At 61.4% G+C, this 17,804-nt stretch carries 10 protein-coding genes; 5 read left to right on the top strand and 5 right to left on the bottom strand.

Going from position 1 to position 17,804, the window contains the following annotated elements:
• Window positions 1-195 precede the first annotated feature (195 nt).
• Window positions 196-1,305, top strand: coding sequence for an SIR2 family protein (locus tag VEA98_RS11430; protein WP_324814368.1), 1,110 nt, complete (start codon window positions 196-198; stop codon window positions 1,303-1,305).
• A 211-nt stretch (window positions 1,306-1,516) separates the two neighbouring features.
• Entirely contained in the window at window positions 1,517-2,875 is a 1,359-nt protein-coding gene (locus VEA98_RS11425) for a PIN domain-containing protein (RefSeq protein ID WP_324814365.1), read from the top strand.
• A 104-nt stretch (window positions 2,876-2,979) separates the two neighbouring features.
• Here the strand turns inward: VEA98_RS11425 and VEA98_RS11420 are convergent, their stop codons facing one another.
• A complete protein-coding gene (locus VEA98_RS11420) occupies window positions 2,980-4,599 on the bottom strand; it encodes a hypothetical protein (RefSeq protein ID WP_324814362.1) in 1,620 nt (539 codons plus the stop codon).
• Window positions 4,600-5,145: 546 nt separating this feature from the next.
• Between VEA98_RS11420 and VEA98_RS11415 the strand changes: the two genes are divergently transcribed.
• Complete coding sequence (locus VEA98_RS11415) at window positions 5,146-8,223, top strand: TrlF family AAA-like ATPase (protein WP_324814359.1); 3,078 nt, start codon at window positions 5,146-5,148, stop codon at window positions 8,221-8,223.
• Between the two features lie 248 nt (window positions 8,224-8,471).
• Here VEA98_RS11415 and VEA98_RS11410 read toward each other — a convergent pair whose 3' ends face one another.
• Genes VEA98_RS11410 through VEA98_RS11400 form a run of 3 tightly spaced genes read right to left on the bottom strand, consistent with a single transcriptional unit; the run spans window position 8,472 to window position 11,824 of the window.
• A complete protein-coding gene (locus VEA98_RS11410; RefSeq protein ID WP_324814356.1) occupies window positions 8,472-10,382 on the bottom strand; it encodes a hypothetical protein in 1,911 nt (636 codons plus the stop codon).
• Window positions 10,383-10,397: 15 nt separating this feature from the next.
• Complete coding sequence (locus VEA98_RS11405; protein ID WP_324814353.1) at window positions 10,398-11,147, bottom strand: PP2C family serine/threonine-protein phosphatase; 750 nt, start codon at window positions 11,145-11,147, stop codon at window positions 10,398-10,400.
• Window positions 11,147-11,824: a vWA domain-containing protein gene (locus tag VEA98_RS11400; protein ID WP_324814350.1), complete on the bottom strand. Its 678-nt coding sequence runs from the start codon at window positions 11,822-11,824 to the stop codon at window positions 11,147-11,149. The genes VEA98_RS11405 and VEA98_RS11400 overlap by 1 nt, the downstream gene beginning before the upstream one ends.
• Before the next feature lie 82 nt (window positions 11,825-11,906).
• On the opposite strand from VEA98_RS11400, the gene VEA98_RS11395 reads away from it, so the two are divergent.
• Together VEA98_RS11395 and VEA98_RS11390 are read left to right on the top strand one after the other, a co-directional pair.
• A complete protein-coding gene (locus VEA98_RS11395) occupies window positions 11,907-12,116 on the top strand; it encodes a hypothetical protein (RefSeq protein ID WP_324814348.1) in 210 nt (69 codons plus the stop codon).
• Window positions 12,117-12,353: 237 nt separating this feature from the next.
• The gene (locus tag VEA98_RS11390; RefSeq protein WP_324814345.1) at window positions 12,354-14,795 is read left to right on the top strand and encodes a hypothetical protein; all 2,442 of its coding nucleotides are present in this window, start codon (window positions 12,354-12,356) and stop codon (window positions 14,793-14,795) included.
• A 3-nt stretch (window positions 14,796-14,798) separates the two neighbouring features.
• Here VEA98_RS11390 and VEA98_RS11385 read toward each other — a convergent pair whose 3' ends face one another.
• Window positions 14,799-17,594, bottom strand: a complete 2,796-nt coding sequence (locus tag VEA98_RS11385) for a hypothetical protein (protein ID WP_324814343.1) — start codon at window positions 17,592-17,594, stop codon at window positions 14,799-14,801.
• Window positions 17,595-17,804: the final 210 nt, after the last annotated feature.

The following is a 17,804-nucleotide window of genomic DNA, read 5'->3' as shown; positions in this document are numbered from 1 at the left end:
TCACGGACTTGGCTCTGTACGCCGGATCGGCACCATGTCAGGTTGCTTGTGGTGTTGCTGAGTTGCGCGGGGAGCGAGTTGACGAAGAATAGGGCCACGACCGAAGCTGAGAAGCCCGCGAAGAAGAGCCCAGCTCACCCCACACCTTTCGCACTGCACCCAGCAGTGTCCGCGTTCGCGCAAGTGGCGGCCTCCATGTCCTACAAAGGGGGGGGCGAACGCCGCGTGCCCCTCCGGAATATGACCTTCTGGACGGGCGCGGGCTTCTCGAAGTCGTGGGATCTTCGATCGCCAACCGGAGCCCAGCTCTTCACGGTTCCGATTGAGGAACTCGAGGACGTCTTCAGCCTGGAAACACTGGCGCGCCTCTTCGGCTACCAAGACAGTTCGGAGGACATCTCGTTCGAACGGTTCCAGCAGCTCGTTTACCTGCTCGATGTCCAAGAGGCGTTTCCCGAGATCCGGTCACGATATTACGACCTCGCCAACATCGGCATCATCCGGAACAAGCTTCGCAACGCGATCGCGGCTCGGTTCGAGACGATGTGCCCCAAAGTGCACCTACGAGAAGATACCCAGAAGTTCACCATGGCGACCGCATCGACCGAGCAGGCCGACATGGTGAGGTTCTTCCGCAGACTTTGGGATCAGTCCGACGGATCGTCGGGACTCGCGGAGGGCCTCCGATACCATTTCATCAGCACCAACTACGACTTCATCATCGAAACCATTCTCGACGCGTTCCTCGCGCCAGACGATAGCCATTTCCTCTATACCTATCGCGGCGTGACGCCGGCGCGGCTCGAAGGATTCACGATCGACCTCTCGAACCGCGACCACTGGCTGATGAGCCACATCCTCAAGCTGAACGGTGGGTTCGAGATCTTTCGGGAACAGGATGGCTACGTCTTCGACTACACCGCCGGCGCGCTGGAGCGCCCCGATGGCCTAGCGCCGAACATCATCATGCCCTCGCGGGAACAGGTCTACACTGACTCCTACTTCCGCGAGATCTTCGCCAAAGCCGTCCGCTTGATGCGGGACACCTCCGTCCTCGTCATCGTCGGCTACAGCCTGCCGGTGGAAGACGCCGTCCTTCGGTTCATCATCCGGCAGTTCGCCGAAGAGGGCGAAGACGCCGTCGATAAGCACATCTTCTACGTCGACATGCTGCCTGAGACAGAACAGCGGGCGCGCTTGACGAGCCTCTTCACGTCCATTGAAGCGCATGGCGTGCCGCGGATCCACTGCTTCTCCGGAACCTTCGCCGCCTTCGCCGCTGCCTGCGAACCACTGCTCCCGTAGCCGAATTGAATGGAGAGCTGCCGCAGACCACGCCGCGCCTGCAGAGCGCCAGAAGCGGTCCTTGGCGAACTGGCCTTAAGTTGACGTTGAATTGAACTAGAGAGCCGCCGGTCGTCGCAAACGCTCCCACACATCGGGGCTCGGCCACCTGACGTAGTGACGGACGAGTCGCCGAGGATGCAGCGCGAGGTATCGATGGTAAGACGGAGCGATGAAGACGCGCGCCTACATCGATACCAACTGTTTCATACATCTCAGGGACCTGAAAGACCTGCCCTGGAGCGACCTGCTCGAGGACGCGTCGGAGATCGAGCTCGTTGTCGCCCCTGTGGTGATTGATGAACTAGACCGTCTGAAAACCAATCGCGAAGGAAAGCGACGTCGAGATCGCTCCCGGGCGGCACTAGATCTCCTTGAGGCCGCCTCGATCGAACCTGGCCATGTCGTGCCGTTAAAGATTGGGCCGAAATCGCTCACCCTGCGGCTGCTGCAGGGACGACGGATCGATTGGGATCGCTGGCCAGACCTCGACCCGGCACGCGCCGATGACCAGCTAGTGGCCAGTGCATTGGACGATGACTACGACGGACAAGTCGTCTTGGTGTCCTTCGACCGGGGCCCGCTAATCCGCGCACGCATGTCCGGCCTCAAGGCATTCGCATCGCCCGGGTCCTGGCAGCTCCCGGACGAGGCGGATGAAGAAACGCGTGAGGTGGCGCGGTTGCGTCGAGAGTTGAGTGCGGCGCAAGCGACACGGCCAACCCTGGTTTGTACTTTCGACCATATGGACGGTAACGGCATTATCCAGCAGATCCTGCCGCAGTTGCCGCCGCTGTCCGCGCAGGTGCAGGAAGGGTTGCTGAGCGAGCTGGTCCACCGCTTCCCAAAGGCGAGGCTCCGCGCCACCGGAAGCGATCTTTATGACCTACCCATGATCTCGGGATACTCCGGTGTGGGTGATTGGGAGGTCAAGAAGTACAGCAGCGACTATGCGGCGTTCGTCGGAAAAGCTCGCGACACCTTCGCCAATCTACACAACCGAGTGATGGAAGGGATGAGATTTGTCCAAGCCACCTATCATCTCGAAAACTCGAGCCAAGTTACGGCCCCGAAGCTGCTCGTCCGCTATCGCGCCAACGGAGAACACCTGCTGGTGGTGAAGGAGAGCACGCTCGAATGCTTGGGTGGAGCGCCCTGCGCACTCGATCCGCCTGACGTTCCGCGGGAGCGCTACATCTCTCCCTTAGCTGGACTCCACCAACGGGACCGCGACCCGACAGGCTTCTACTGGCTGGACCAGCCAGATGCCGAGGGCAACGCCACTCTGAAATGCGATGAGTTCAGGGCCGGGCGGCGTTGGAGCGATACCGTCTGGGCCCTAGTCGATCCGGGCCAGTCGACACTCGAGCTCGATATCCATGTGAGCGCCACCAATCTCGCCGCGCCCGTGCACCTCACTCCGCGGATCGAGGTGCGGGAGGTTGACGCAGACTGGAGCGAGCCTCGGGTCTTGGAACGCCTACCGGCTTGGGTCGCTGACGTTCTTGGCGGCGAGAGGCAAACCGCGTGAAGGCGCGACCACTGAGGTAGAGGGCAAGCTCTTTGAGGCTTGCTGCCCTTGCACGATGCGGAATGTGCGTAGCGGGAGTGACTGCACGGGCCGCCGGACGGATGCTAAAATTCTGTGACCTCACCAAGCGCGCGGCGCAGGAAGTCGTCATCGATGTCTCCGAGGAACAGAGTACTAGAGCCGTTCAACCTTTTGGCCTCCTCGGCGAACGCTGCAAAGGCCGCCTCGGATTGTTCGATCCGACGGATGTCCAACCGTCTCGCCTTGTCGCTCGACCAGACATCCTCGCCGTCCTGAACGGTGCAGATCATGCGAAGTCGGGTGGCGAAGGCGACGCGGGTGTCGCCCAAGTCGAAGAAATCGACGTAGACTCCTTCCTGGGGGGATTTGTCGTGATCGGGTTCGGCCGAATGGACGCTGTTGATCGTGAAGGTGAAGTTCGGCTTGCCCGGCATGCCGAGATGGCGCGCCATGACTAGGGCCTTCGCGGCGCCGGAGATGGGCTCCATGGCCGTCGGCGCCGTCGGGAGATCGAGCTGGTCGGCGAGTGCGATGGCCGCCTCAACGGCCAGCAGCGTATGGGAGACATGGACGGGGATTTCAGCCGGCGCGGCGTCATAGCTCCAGGTCAGCGGCTCCCGGAGCAAGGGCGACCGCAGGCTGAAGTCCACCCGGCGGGCGCGCAACGCCTCCATGAGGCGCCAGAACCGCCGCCAGGCCGGTAGACTCAGGATGGTTGCCTCGGCGCCCGAGACCGTGGTCTGCAGACCGATCCGGCCGCCTTCGTGTTCGACGGTGAAGCCGCCAAAGGTCATGCGGGATCGCGTGACCAAGCCTTTCGGGCCCGGAAGCGTCAATCGATGGTGTTCGCCATTGAAGACAAGACGATCTCTTGCCCCCTTCCAAGAAACCGTCAGCTCGCACTGCGCCTGCGGCGCGGGCGTGAATCGCACCTGCCCCCTTCCCCCCGGAACGTCGCTGGCCGGCAGGTCGATGTCGAACCGGGTCTCGACGACGTCGGACAGGCTCGCCGTCCAAGGGCGCTTGCCCATCAGAACGTCGAACAGGCCCTCCGCGTCGATGCCGTGCAGGGTGATCGTGCCGCGCAGCGGGCGGTCCCCCTTGCCGAGAGTCGCCAGCTCCCGGGTCTTGAAGGACGGGTAGCCCTCCGGTCCCGCTTGCCTGTGAGCCTCGGCCAGGCGTTCGCGGATCGCGGGACCCGAGAGGGTCTTGAGCCGATCCGACGCCGTTAGGGGCAGGTGGATGACGCTATTGTTGAGCGCCTTGACGCCGTCGCTCTGGTAGCGGCGCAGGGCCTTGAGGACCTTGGCTAGCCGGTCGCCCTTAAGTTCCACCAGATAGAGGGCCGTGCAGTCGCGGGTGGTCCGATCGTAGAGAAGGGCCGCCACGAAGGTGGCGTCCTTCTGTTTGGCGAGCTTCTCGGCGGCGGACAGACTGAGCCGGACACACGGTCGACGGTCCTTCCAGATCGCCTTCACCTGGACATAGGTGGTCCAAAGGACCGTCCGCGCATCGAGCGGAACGCTCACCTCGTTCTCCGCCGGGGCCTGGAGCATGTAGTCCCAGCCGCCGCGATCGCGGATCGCCTTGTTGACGATCAGGGGGCCCTTGGCCGCTAGGGCGGCGAACTCGGCCTCCCCCACGTCGCCAAGGTCGTCGGAGCTCAGGAGTTCGAGGGGGGATTGAAAATCGTCCGAAATCACGCAGGAACTCTAGGAGGTTCGGCCAGCGCGTGTCGATCCGGAAGCGGCCTCAGCCGATCCCCGTCCATGGGTTTCGTCAGCGGTCCGCCCTCGCCATTTATCTCCGCGTGCAAATCGCTGCGAAGTTACCCCCGTGTATCTCGATCTCTGCCAGAGGAACGCGGATGTAGGACGCCTTCGAAGACCTGCTCTGTCCCGTCGCACGCATCGGGCGGCGCGGCCGGCTGCTTCCGCTCGAGCAAGCGTGACGCAAGGCCCTCGCCCGTGACTGATCCTATGAGCGAGTATCCGGTCTGACACGCTGCGGCACCGTTGTCGGCTGTCCGCTCCGGTCGGGTGCCCTGACTTTGCGATTGGATGACGCCCAAAACCGCCGATTTGAGTCATCTGCAGCGGTCTCCGACGTCGCGAACGCGCATCAGGGGACATCGGATCAACGCCGGGAAGCGGACCTCTTGGTTCAAGCCCACGAAAGGCCACGTCGCGGTTGGGTTGCATGATCTTTCGTAGGGGCTAGCCTCCCATGAACAAGTTTTGGGGGAAAGCATGAGCATTGAGTATCCGAGGGGTTCTGAATGGAGAGAATGGGATCTCCACATCCACACCCCTGCCTCGTTCTTCTGGAAGGGTCCGAAGTTTGTTGGGGACATGAATTCGGCCGCGAACATCGCCCTTGTCGATGAGATGATCGACGCGATGAACAAGGCTAGGCCGGCCGTGTTCGCTATTATGGACTACTGGAGCTTCGATGGGTGGTTCGCGCTGAAGAACCGACTCGCGCAACCAGGCGCGCCTGCGCTCACCAAAACAGTGTTCCCCGGGATCGAGCTGCGTGTGTGCTCGCCCAAAGGGCGTCTCAACGCCCACATGATCTTCTCGGACAATGCGCCTGAGCAAGAGCTCCGGGACTTCGTATCCGCCATGCGGATCGAGCTGATCGATAAGCCGCTCTCGCCGGCCGCTCTGAGGGAGTGCGCTCGAGATGCCGGCGCGGACAAGCTCAAAACGCACGGATATAAAAAGGAAGTTGTCGATAGCGACGATGAAGTCGCGCTGAGGGCTGGCTACGAGATCGCAGAGCTCAAAGTCGAGCCATACAAAGAAGCTCTGAAGCGGCTGCCCGTGGGACTCGCGGTCGGCTTCATGCCCTGGGGGACGTATGACGGTCTCGGCGGTATCAACCCAATGGAGCATTACGCCTACGCCCTGAGCCTGTTTCGGGCTTCTACGATATTCGAGGTAAGAGACGATCCGACTTGGCAAGCCTTTGTCGGAACGCGAACGCCTCAGAATGAGAAGTTTTTCGATGCCTTTCAGGCTGCGCTCGGCGGAGTGCCAAGGTTGCCTGTGTCAGGCAGCGACGCTCACTGCTTTGTAGGCGTCGAGGGGGATAACGACCGCCGAGGCTACGGCGACTATCCTTCTGGTCGGAGAACTTGGATCAAAGCCGATCCGACATGGGAAGGCCTTCTGCAGGCTATCAAAGAGCCGGAGAAAAGGTGCTTCATCGGTAGCTCCCCCCCGAAGCGGGAGAAGGTAAAGGCAGACCGCACCTTCTACATCGACAAGGTGGGACTTCGGAAAGTGGACGGAAGTCCTTTGACGGATGTCTGGTTCGACGGCGTTGAGCTGCCGCTGAATCCTGACCTTGTGGCCGTCATTGGGAACAAGGGCAGCGGGAAGAGCGCCCTCGCAGATGTCATCGCGTTGCTAGGTAACTCGAAAGATCCACACCACTTTTCCTTCCTTCGGATTGACCGCTTCAGGGGAAAATCAGGAGAGCCGGCCCGCCAGTTTGATGGCGCGCTGCACTGGCTAGCGGGATCACCTAACGAAGCAAACTTGGCAGACAATCCGTCGAGCGATCGGGTCGAGTTGGTGAAATACATTCCGCAGGGCCGCTTCGAAGCCCTGTGCAACGATCATGTGAGCGGAAAGTCTGATGGCTTTGAGCTGGAGCTCCGGTCTGTCATTTTCGACCATCTCGGCGAGGCGAGACTGGGAGCTCTCAGCTTCGATCAGCTGACCGAGACCCAGGAGAAAGGCTTTAGGGCGAAACTCGCCGAGCACCGGAAAAATCTAGCCGAGCTGAACCGTAAGATCACAGCGATCGAACGGAACATGCATCCGAGCATCAAGAGCAATCTGGATGAGCAGATACGGTTGAAAAATCTTCAGCTTGAGGAGCTTGACGCGTCTAAGCCTCAGGAGGTCGCCGAGCCCACAGGAGAACTGAACGAGGAGCAGAAGAAGGCAGCTGCCCGGCTTGGGGAAATTTCAGTCGAGCTCAACACCGCAGCAGCGCTTGAGAAAGCGGCCAACGAACAGCAGGCCCTCGCGCGGACCAAGCTACAAGCAGCCAAAAGTGTCCTCGATAGGGTCGCCATTCTTGAAGGACAAATCGCCCTCTTTGAAGCCGACGTCGCGGAGGATCTTGCTACCGTCGGGATGCAACTCTCTGTCGTGTTGCAGGCCAAGATCGACAAAGCCCCTCTGCAAGCGGCTACTGCGGCGTTCGAGGGTGAAATCAAAGAAGGCTTGGATAAGTCGGAGCAGGCGAAGGCTGAAAGGCAACGACTGGAAGCCGAGGCTGTTGCGCTTCGGGAGAAGCTCAATGAGCCTCAACGCTTGCGACAATCCTACTTGGAAGCATCGAAGGCGTGGGAAGCTCGGCGAGAAGCTCTTGTGGGGGATGCCGACACCCCGGACACGATCAAGGGTTTGGAAAAGCGCCGCGAAATGATCCTGAGCCTGCCGGAGCGTCTTCAAGTACGCTCCGGCGAACGCCTCGAACTGGTCAGAAAAATCTACGATATCCTCTCCCAACAACGAGAGGCCCGCTCCCTCTTGTTCAAGCCCCTACAGGATGTGATCGAGGCCAACTCCCTTATCAGGGAGGAGTACAAGCTCCAGTTTGAGGCGAACCTCAGCGTGTTCCACGAGGCTTTCTCGGAAACGCTCTTCTCGATGGTCAAACAGCACGTTGGCGACCTGCGCGGCGAAGATGAGAGCAGAGCAGCTATCAAGCTTCGGGCGGATCAGGTGTCGTTCAACACGCCTGAGGGAGCCGCGAGCTTCGTGAAGTCGGTCGCGGATTTGCTAGAGGATCATAGCCGAAAATCTGAGCCTTCCGGGAAGGGCATCGCCCCGCTCATGCGCAAGGAAAGGCAGCCCGAGGAAGTTTACGACTACGTCTACGGACTTGAATATATCGAACCGAAATACACGCTTCTTTTCCAAGACACGCCGATCGAGCAGCTTTCTCCGGGTCAACGGGGCGCGTTGCTGCTTATCTTCTACCTTCTTGTTGACCGGGGCAGGAACCCGATCATTCTCGATCAACCGGAGGAAAATCTGGACAACGAAACGATTGTGAACCTTCTGGTTCCTGTGATCTGTGAGGCGAAGAAGAACCGTCAAATCATAATGGTGACTCACAACCCGAATTTGGCCGTTGTATGCGACGCGGAGCAGATCATCCGGGCATCCTTCGATCGCAGGCACAATTCGTCCATCAGCTATCACTCCGGTTCGATAGAAGACGGTGTCGTTAATTCGCACGTCGTCAACGTGCTTGAGGGCACTAAGCAGGCGTTTGACAATCGAAGCGGGAAGTACCGGTGAGCGTGGTGGGGACTGGACGTACCCATCTGCAGTGTCCGCAGCGGACCGCGTCGACGGCTCCGGTGAGTCAGTTGCGTACGCACTGGATTAGGTACCAGCGCCGCCTTCAATGCGGACCTTACGAAGAGCCTCGTTGAGTCATTCCTAGTCGATGGCGATGGATCAACTTTGGGCCGTAATGACGGGGCCTTTGAGGATTGAGGCAAGCCGCGCTCGCAGCGGCACGCGACCGCCTAGGCAGGGGGGCCTTACGCTGCGCGCTGTCTAGCCAGGGCCAGCTGCAGGTCGTCCCACGCCGACTTGAGGACAGGCTCAAGTCGGGTTCTGGCCGCCAGAATGTTCGACTGAGACGTTAGAAGCTCTCGCGGCCCGGCCTGCAGTCGGCCCACTAGCTGCTTTCGCCGGGTCTCGATCGTGTCCTCCACACGACGGGTCTCGCGCGGATCCACCGGGGCCGCGGGGTTGAACCGGAACCGGCTTTCATGTTGCCGGCGCCAGCCAACGAGCGCATCGCAGAGCGAGGGCCCGAATCCCCGCACATTGAGGACCTTGTAGCGCTCAACATCGGCCGCGGTCTCGATGCCGAAGGACGCCAACGTCGCGGCCCGACCGGGACCGACGCCCGGAATCTGCGCCCGATCAATGCGGAAGCGGTCCAGGTACTGAACCTTCTGGTGCGCCTCACGCTTCGCCTGGAGTTCAGCCAAGAGCTTCACCCTGCGCGCGGGAAGACCCTTCAACTCGGTATAAGCTTCAGACAACTGACCTTTCAGGGTCAGGAAGGCGGCGACGGTCGCTTGAGACCTCCACCGTCCCTCCAACTGGTTCCAGGTCGCCTGAGCCGTGCTGACGGCGGCGGCCAGCGCCTGGCGCCTTGCCGCCGACACGCGAGGCCAAATGGCGAACGCCACTCCTGCACCGATCATGCCGCCCATAGGGCCCACCCCGCCGTCGGATCCGCACGCGACAAGGCCGATGCAGACCGCCGCCACCGAGGCCGCAATCCGCACCTGCTTCGGGAGGGGAGACGGGACGTCCATCCCGGCGGGAGGCTTCCAGAGCCCCGCGGAGGGGAGCGCCGGGTCGGGGGGCGGCGGCGTGACGCGCTCGATCTGGCTCCACAGGGCCGCGATGTTGATGACCTGCCCGGCTTCACCCCGGATGCGATGGCCAAAAAGACGCGCGCCGGTCTGGCCTTCAATCACGCACCAAGGGCATCCAGCCAGATGCGAAGGATAGAAATGCGCGCCTGAAGCGGTGCAGGGCTTGAGGGCGGCTTTCAGCGTGTCGAGCGCCGAGACCCAGTCCGCCGGGGTCGGCCGGGGGCGTCCCGGCGTCGGGGCGAACGCGGCATCGAACAGACCCGAAATCCTCGGGCCGAGGACCGCTAGGTCGACCGTGCCCGGCGGTCGGTCCATCATCATGGTCTTGCGGTGAGCGCCGTAGGCGAAGCGTCGCTCGGCGATCGCCTTTTCGATCGGCATCTCCCCCCGCCCGGACCAGACCCCCGCGTAGGGGTGACGACCCATGCAAAGCAGATGAAAGATCAGGACCGCCATCCCGAAGGCGTCATGGTCGGGGGTGCGGACCAGACCTTTGAACGATCGACAGTGCAACTCCGGCGGCGTGAAGAGCGCCACTCCGACATCACATGTGAGGACGCCGTTTGGCTTGGGTGTCTGGAATGAGTCGCAGTCGATTAGGACAACACGGCCGTCACGCCCGACAAGAAGATGACCGTGGTTGACATCGCCGATGACGTAGCCGGTGCGGTGCACCGCTCTGAAGGCTCTGGCGACGTTAGAGGCGACGTGAACCAGGAATCGGAAATCGGCCTCCGGGAAGGACCCGGCCCGGCTCTTTGGACTGTAGAGCTCATGGGCATCGGAATGGGCCGCGACTCTGGGCATGATGAAGCCCGTCACCTCCCGGCGGCCATTGAGAACCAGATCCAGCGGCCAAGCCGCGACCTTGGACAGGTCTCTGCCGGGCATTGCGGCCATGAGCCGAAGCTTCTCTACTTTGGCGGGGCTCGGCGGCTTCAGATAGATTTTGGCGACCCGATCGGATGCGTCGGCCAGCGACCACACCGCGCCTTCGCCGCCCTTGCCGATCTCCGCGAGGAGCCTCAGAGGCTTTCCGGTGCTGGCGACCACCAAGTTAGACATCGATCTTTACGAGACCGTCCGGGTGGCGATGACCAGGGTCAGATCGTCATCGGCCCGCTCGCTGACGCGGGGCGAAGCCAGGAAGTCGGCCAGTCCCGTCGACAGATCCTCGACCTCGCCGACCGCCTCCGCCGACCGAAGCGGGGCCAGCACTCCTTCGAAGAATGGATCGTGGGTGCGTCGCTCCGAGTAGTTGAGCGCCAGGGCTTCGAGACCGTCCGTCATAAGGGCGATCTCGAAGACGGACTTACGGATGCCGGCTAGATCGGGCGGGCTGGCCCCTTCTGGATCAGTCAGAAACCGCGTCATGTTGGCGTATTCGCCCTTCTGGGGCCAGAACACCCAGGACCAGCCCTCCTCCGCGTCATCGCGCAGGGCGATCACGCCGTCGCCGATCTGCCCTGCCGCCCCGCCCTCCCGCGTCAGGGCGACAAGCAGTAGGGTACAGGCGAAGTCACGCGCGGGCAGGTTTTCAGAATCCGCTTGGGCCAGCACCGCCGCACGGGCCTCATCGAAGGCGGAAGCCAGCAGCGCCGGCCAGTCTGTCGCCTCCTGATGACCGGCGCGCATGAATGCGAGCGCCTGCCGGACGGCGACCTCAGCCCCAACCTCGGCGCGTTTCGCACTGCCGGCGCCATCAGAGACGGCGGCGAGAAAGACACCGTCGGCCGACCAGACCTCGAACCGGTCCTGGCAAACTTCGTCGCGTTTCAGATGGGAGGAGCCCGTCGTCCTCGCCGCAGCATAGCGCCACATTAGCCGGCCACGGCCCAGCCGTCCGGAGCAGTGGGATTGTCGAGTGGGACAGCATCGCCCGGCTGCGACCTCGAAACGCTGCCGAGAGAGTTTGAAAGCCAGACGAAGAGCTCCCGGAAGGCCAGTCCTTTGAGCTTGAGGGGCGTGCGCGTGGTGAGAGACTTCAGCCGGTCGATATCCGCACCCTCCACCGCCACAGCATAGAACATGAACGCTTTGCTCTCCTCGCCGACGCGGATCGCGGCTGTGGCCGCCGAGACGTCGTCAGTCGGTTCGCCGTCCGTGATCAGGAAGACCCAGGGGCGGTAATAGCCGACCCCATTGGCCCGGTAGGCCGACTTCCGCTCTTCAATAAGGGACAGGGCCGTCTGCACTGCGGTGCCCATGGGGGTGTCCCCAGTCGGCCGCAGATCATTCAGGTAGAACTGATCGGGCGTCACGAAGGTCTGGACCACCTCGACCGGGCCGAAGGTGACGACGGCGAGCTCGACCCGTTTGGCGGCCATGCTGTCGCTCTTCATCTCCTCGATGAAGACCTTCAGGCCCTCGTTGAGATGCTGGATCTTGGCGCCCGACATCGACATCGACGTGTCCAGCAGCAGCACGCACGGGCAGCGCGGTTCAGGATTATCAGCGAACTCCACCCCCGCGAATGGCACTTGATCATAGTCTGACATCAGATCCCCCGAACTGCAGTGACAACGTTGGCCCGACTTGCGGTCCCTCACCACCACCCGTCATAGTAGGACTAACGGGGAGATGGCGATGAAATTCGGATTGAGAAAGCCGAGCTTGCGGAAAAGCTTCGCGGCGCGGACATCCCTCAAGCGGGTCGTGCGACACAGTCTCGGCGTCAAGGCGCCGCGCGGTGCCGGCTGGCTAACCAATCCCAAGAAAGCTGCCTACAATCGGGTCTATGCTCGTTCGACGGTCAGCCTTTGGGGGCTGCTCTCGCGCCTGTTCAAATAGTTTCAGACGAGCCGAAAGCCCGTGTCCTAAGCGGACCTTTGCAATAGCCGCTACGAGTCAAAAGCGGCCCCTCCCCTCACCTTCCAGTGCATTTCTCTTAATGTGCACTGAATGACCGCTCGTCACGGCACGTGGCGCTGGAAGATCCATTGATGGTGGCTCTTTTGCGCCATCGGCGATAGCGTAACCGCTCGCTGTCAGGGGTCGAACTCCCCTCGGCATCGGTCGGGGGGGCCAATGCTAGCGACCAACCATGAAGCCATCTACGACCGCTGGTCCGCTACCCTTCAACAGGGTTTGGAGCGCATCAACTCGCCCGCTGACCCCTATTGCGTCTATCTCGGCAATTGGATTGCAGACATGTCGCAGGTCTACGACCCGGCGGTCGCCGAGTTCGTATTGCAGATCGCTGGGGCGCCCAAAACCTTGGCCGGCAAGCTTCAGGCCTTTGCGTCCGATATTCTCTGGAAGCTTGAGGTGCTCGAAAAGGCCGGTCGCCGCCTCGGTGTCGAAGCTGCCATTCTCGACGATCTCAATGAGGTGAGCGCCGACGCGCGCAAGCACTTGAAAGAGCTGAAGCGGGCCAGGGACCTCCCCAATTTGCGGGTATCGGGACCAGAAGCGTTCGGGTCAACGATGGAGCTTGTCTATACGATCATGCAGTTTCAGTGCCTTTCGCGGTTTGGCAGAAAGGCCGTCGAACCGAAGAAGATTTCCGCGACTGAGGTTTACGCGCTCTTCAACGAGCACTTCGGCACCTACATGCCGCACCAGCACCTCGATCGTCCCCTTGCCTATGACCTGGTCAAGGGCGCCTCTCCCGCTGAGATCAAAGCGAAGTTCGCAAGCTTTGTCACATCGGACCCTGGCCCGGCCGATATTGGCATGAAACGCTACCTCTACGATGCGATTACGGTTGCGTGCGGCTTTCTCAACAGCCTTTCCCTTCGAAGCTCGCTGACGCTCGATAACGCGGATCTCGTGAAGCTCGGCTTCACTCTGCACGTCTTGGAGGACTATTTCGCGCACTCGAACTTTCTCGAACGGTTGATCGTCTCAAACTCGAGTCTCGACGACGAATGGGTCGAAGGCTTCACGCTCAGTGAGTTGGCGAAGCTTGTGACCTCAAACACCTCAATGGAGGCCATACCTCCGGGGCAGCGACCACAAACCGCTTTCGAATTCGTACACCTTCCGAAGGACTTCACGGGCCAGTTCGAACCGCAGGTGGTCACCGGGTTTTTCGGCCCGACCGACGTGTACCATTCCCTACTGCACGCCATCTCCGAACAGGTCGCCAGGTTTTGGGAGTTCACGCCGCCACAGACTTCAGCGCCACCGATCGATCCAGTGGGTTCTGTGCTGGCCAAGGCCGATGAAGTGATCGCGGAGCCGCCGCAGCCGCCGACGGATTTTCTGGATGCCTTCGAGGCGATGCTGATCGCCAAACCGCTCGAGGTCTTGCGCGAGAGAGCGAAGGCCCGAGCCCAGGGCGAAACACCCAAACCGTTTGGGAGGGGTGTGCGAGAGGGCATGAACGACAGCGACGTGCGCGCCAAGGTGGATGCCGCAGGCGTTCCCCTACAAATCTACCCAGAGATCGCGGATCGGTGCGCAGACCACCTCGCCCGCCTGATCGGCCCTCTCTCTGGGGCAGGCGGAGATGAGGCGGGCGAGCAGCGACTTGAGCGTCTGCTGGTCTTGGCTCAGGCCGGAGCCTCGCTGCTGCGTCTTTTGTCGTCTGCAAAGGCCGCAGTCGGTGAAGTCCTTGCCGAGGTGAAGCGCCTGGCGCTCGAATATCCGAGGATAGCCGGTTTAGTGGAGGCCGCCTTCGACCTCGGCGGCGCCGCCAGCGCCAAAGCGCTCACACGGCTTGAGAAAGCGCTCCTAACGGAACCGGAGGTCGGAAGCCATTCGGCCATCGCTAAGGATGAACGGCAGGAGCAACCGACGCTCTATCAGCACGGTGAAAACTTCGCCGCCACGATAGACACCCTGGTTCTCAACACCCTCTTCGGGCTCCACCCTGGCAGCGAACAGGACCCCTCCCCTGACCCGGTCGAGGAAGGGGTGAGCGATGAGAGCGACCCCGCAGCTCCGGCGGAAGCACCCGAAGCGCCAGCCCCTGTCCGCTGGGACACCACGGTTCTGGAGCTTTTGAGAGACCCGATTTGCGTTTACGGCCGACCGAAATATGGCGTCGTACAGGTGCGCCAGGTTGAGGTCGCCGAGGTCAAACCCCAAACCCTGACCGAGGTCATCAATCGCGGCTTCCTGACCTCTGGTTTCACGGGGTTTGAGGACTATGTCGGCACGCTTTCCGCCCTAAACCCCGAGATTGAGTTTGAAGGGGTCCAGTTCAGGTTTCGCCCAGGTTCAGCAACATCCGCCATCGTCCTTCCCTTGGCCAAGCCGCAGGCGGCGCAGGGGTTGCTCGCAATGGCGCCAGTTGTGGCGCTAGATGACTGGCGACGTGACTTGTATTTCGAGGGCAAGGCATCGCTGCAGTCGTTTGTCCGCCGCGGTGCTCGCGCCGAGATCGAAGCGGCTGTCGGCAGAGCGCGCACCACCCGCCAACGGCTCGTGGATGACTACGATTCCGTCCTCCGGCACCTGTTTCCGGACCTGCAAAACCTCACGCTCCGCCAAGGCTATTACGGCGTCGGCAGCGGGAGCTGATCGTTACAGTAGCGGCGGCGGGGTATCGGAGACGTAGACGAGGGTTGTCGGCGCGATGACCTGCCAAGGCGCTTCTACCGGCTCACCGTCGTCAAGGTCTTCAGTCGCCTGGATCATGTGTGCCACGTCCTGGAACATAGGATCACCGATCAATGGCATATCGCCGCCCTCCCAGATCTCGCCGGTGTTGATGAAGTGCAGGAAGGCGGCGGTCATACCGGGTGATACGGGCACGTCGATCACGACCTGTCCGGCCGTCATAGCGGTCTCAAACAGAGGATCGGGATCTTCAAGTCGCCGCAACGTCATCCAGTCGGGCCGATTGCCGAAGACGTAGGGCAGGAATTTGTAGGTCATGTTCTTCAACTCCAGCATTTGGAGAAAGAAGGTGACCCACGGGGTCTCGCGGTGCGCGTCTATGAAATCGACTTCGGGCATAGCGGGCCCCCCGTCCTTTTCATGACAGGGTTTGCCAAACTTCAGAGAGTCGAAGCCTCGGTAATAAAAAGGCGGATAGACGGCGCCGAGAACAAACTTCTGCAGTTCTTCCTCGATCAACTGTCGGTTCTTGAGAGGATTGCGGCCCCTGAGCTTGACCCCCTGATTGATCAGTGCGGCCTGAACCTGGTTGTCGTAGGCAGCCTTACGCCGTTCGTAAGCGTCGCGGATGGCGGTGAACGCCTTAACCTGCCACGACGCGTAGGCTGTGGGTGACGCCGTACAGTGGACCAGCACGTTCAGCGCATGTTCCCAACAGAATGCGTGATAGGTCAAACGTACGCCCGCTTCCTCCCCATTGAGAGCGCACTGAGTTGCAGTTGTGGTCGACTGGGAGAACGCTAGGAGATTATCCCCCAGATGGACTTCCATCTGCGCTGGGACCGAGTTCGACCAGAACGGGCCAGTCCTGACGATCACATCGGTCATCAACACGTTGAGCGCCGCGCTATCGGCCTTGTATCCCTTCGGGATCTCAATCGTTTCCGCACCCGCCCATCGCGACTTGTCAGGCTTGTAATCGACCGCCATGGCGTGGGAGACCGTTATGGGCTGCGGGGCCGGTTCAACCTCGGCGCCATAGATGGCTGCCCAAGCGAGCGCGTTCTGTGGGGTGATCTGGCTGGCGCTCTTCAGTGGGCCTTCCAAGGGCATCGGATAAACTTCGGGGTCGACTGGCTTCGTGATCGACACACCGGCCTCTGACCGCGTGGCTAGGCAGTGCAGCAGAAACGCCAAGGGGCGTTGAACTGTGATGCGGAACATCAAGCGTCGGTCGACCAAGATCAACTGGTGTTCGTATTCTTTGTTGATCGAAAAATAGAAACCTGTCAGCGAGCCGCCGCCGTTCGTCACCTCGAACGAGTTGTTGCGCTGGGTGCGGCTCAGCGTGCGCAAGGTCCGGCGCTGTTCCGACTTATTGCGGATGCGACTCACCGCGTTTTGCACGACCTGTTGGGCGTTCTTGCGCGCCTCCTTGACTGCCTCAGTCGTCGCAGTTGACGTCGTCGAGCCCGCCATAGCGCTGATCGCGACCGTCCCATAGCTGGCGGTGAGCGAAGCCCCTATCTCGGTCTCTCGCTCCTTCTTCGCTTCACGCTCGATCTCCGAGCTCAATTCGAACTCGCTTTGACTGCGGGCTGAGCGTTCCTCCTCCCGCTCCTCGCTCGTGAAGGTGTCCGAGGTTTCCTCAGTCTCGTTCAGCTCTTGGAACGAGGCGATCTTGGTCGACCCCGCCAGAACCGGTTCGGTATGAACAAGTTCGCCCTGCAGGTATTGCTTGAAGGTCTGTCTGACGCGAAACGCCTGCCCCATCCCGAGCACATGCACCTGCGACGACGCCCAGTGTCGAAAGGTGAGATCCTCGAGGAGATCGCAGTAGCAAGGCAGGTCTTTGGGGTCGCAGCCGGGATTTGAGAAAACCCGATCATCGATATCGATGAGCAATGTCCCGATCATAATCGTACCGGTCCAAGCCCCGACGTGATCGGCGAGATGTCGGTCCCTGATGACGCCGATCTCACGATCGAGAAGCGTGATGGCGGCGATCGCGTCAAACCGTCCTCGACCCACGCCTAGCTCGGTGAGCAACGTGCGCGTCGCCGGCGACAGAGTGGCGGCCGGTCCGGTAGCCACTTCGCGGGCCGCTGATTGGAGCGTGCGCAGGCGCTGCTGATCTTGCGCGAGATCGGGTGCTGGAGGCGTGCCGGCCTTGTCATCTCCTGAGCCTGACCCGGGCGAACGTGCGGGGAGCCCTTCTCCGAGCCAGGTCGGGGATTTGGCTGCGGGAAGGCGGACGTCGATGCGAACCCCACCGGATTTCCAGAAGCGCTGCTGAAAGTCGCCCCTCGAATCGGCCTCAGACATCTTGCTCGATAAGACCACGAGAGCGGCGGCCTTGAGGACACGGTTGGTCGCTCTGACAAAATCGCGACGCTGGTTTACCAGGAACTCAGCGAGGACGGTGTCGTGCAGTCGTACGAGAGAGTTCTCAGCGTCGTCGGGCCGTGCGAGGTCGACTGTCGATTCGCCGCTGTCCCAAGCGTCGCAAAGACCGATGAGGTCGGCATACTCCGTCCGCAGACCTGCCGCGTCTCGCACGAGTTCGCCCGATGCCGACGCCTGCAGCGCACGCGCCCGCAAATCCTCAAAGCCCGCGCCCGCATCAATGAGCCGTACCAGATCATCGAGGAACGGGCTTCGAAGGCCAAGCTCCGCGATCGACGGCCGCAGGAGGGTTCGCACTTCCTCCGGGAGGGGCTCGATACCCCCAACCACCATCTGACTCAGAACATTGAACATGGCAGTTCCCCCACCCCGTTGGGAGAAGCCTAGTCCATAGCAATAACTATAGATAGCGGTGACGGATCACTGTTATCTGTGGTGAAGCGACCGACGACCTGCTTTGTCAAAACGTCCCCGTCTGACTCACAGCCCCGCCCGGGATCCTCGCCTACCTCATACGGGGCCGGTGTATTTGTCTCAATGTGCACTGAGCAAGTGTTCAGCGCT

Origin of the sequence: Brevundimonas sp. (assembly GCF_035627055.1) — a bacterium.
In the GTDB taxonomy this organism is placed as follows: Bacteria; Pseudomonadota; Alphaproteobacteria; order Caulobacterales; family Caulobacteraceae; genus Brevundimonas.
The sequence above is the reverse complement of the archived record's forward strand: the minus strand, read 5'-3'. Positions and strand labels throughout refer to the sequence as shown.

Coding starts and splice junctions, on each gene's coding strand:
- VEA98_RS11400 (WP_324814350.1), bottom strand. CDS start 11,824: ATGTCAGACTATGATCAAGTGCCATTCGCGGGGGTGGAGTTCGCTGAT.
- VEA98_RS11425 (WP_324814365.1), top strand. CDS start 1,517: ATGAAGACGCGCGCCTACATCGATACCAACTGTTTCATACATCTCAGG.
- VEA98_RS11385 (WP_324814343.1), bottom strand. CDS start 17,594: ATGTTCAATGTTCTGAGTCAGATGGTGGTTGGGGGTATCGAGCCCCTC.
- VEA98_RS11390 (WP_324814345.1), top strand. CDS start 12,354: ATGCTAGCGACCAACCATGAAGCCATCTACGACCGCTGGTCCGCTACC.
- VEA98_RS11415 (WP_324814359.1), top strand. CDS start 5,146: ATGAGCATTGAGTATCCGAGGGGTTCTGAATGGAGAGAATGGGATCTC.
- VEA98_RS11405 (WP_324814353.1), bottom strand. CDS start 11,147: ATGTGGCGCTATGCTGCGGCGAGGACGACGGGCTCCTCCCATCTGAAA.
- VEA98_RS11430 (WP_324814368.1), top strand. CDS start 196: ATGTCCTACAAAGGGGGGGGCGAACGCCGCGTGCCCCTCCGGAATATG.
- VEA98_RS11395 (WP_324814348.1), top strand. CDS start 11,907: ATGGCGATGAAATTCGGATTGAGAAAGCCGAGCTTGCGGAAAAGCTTC.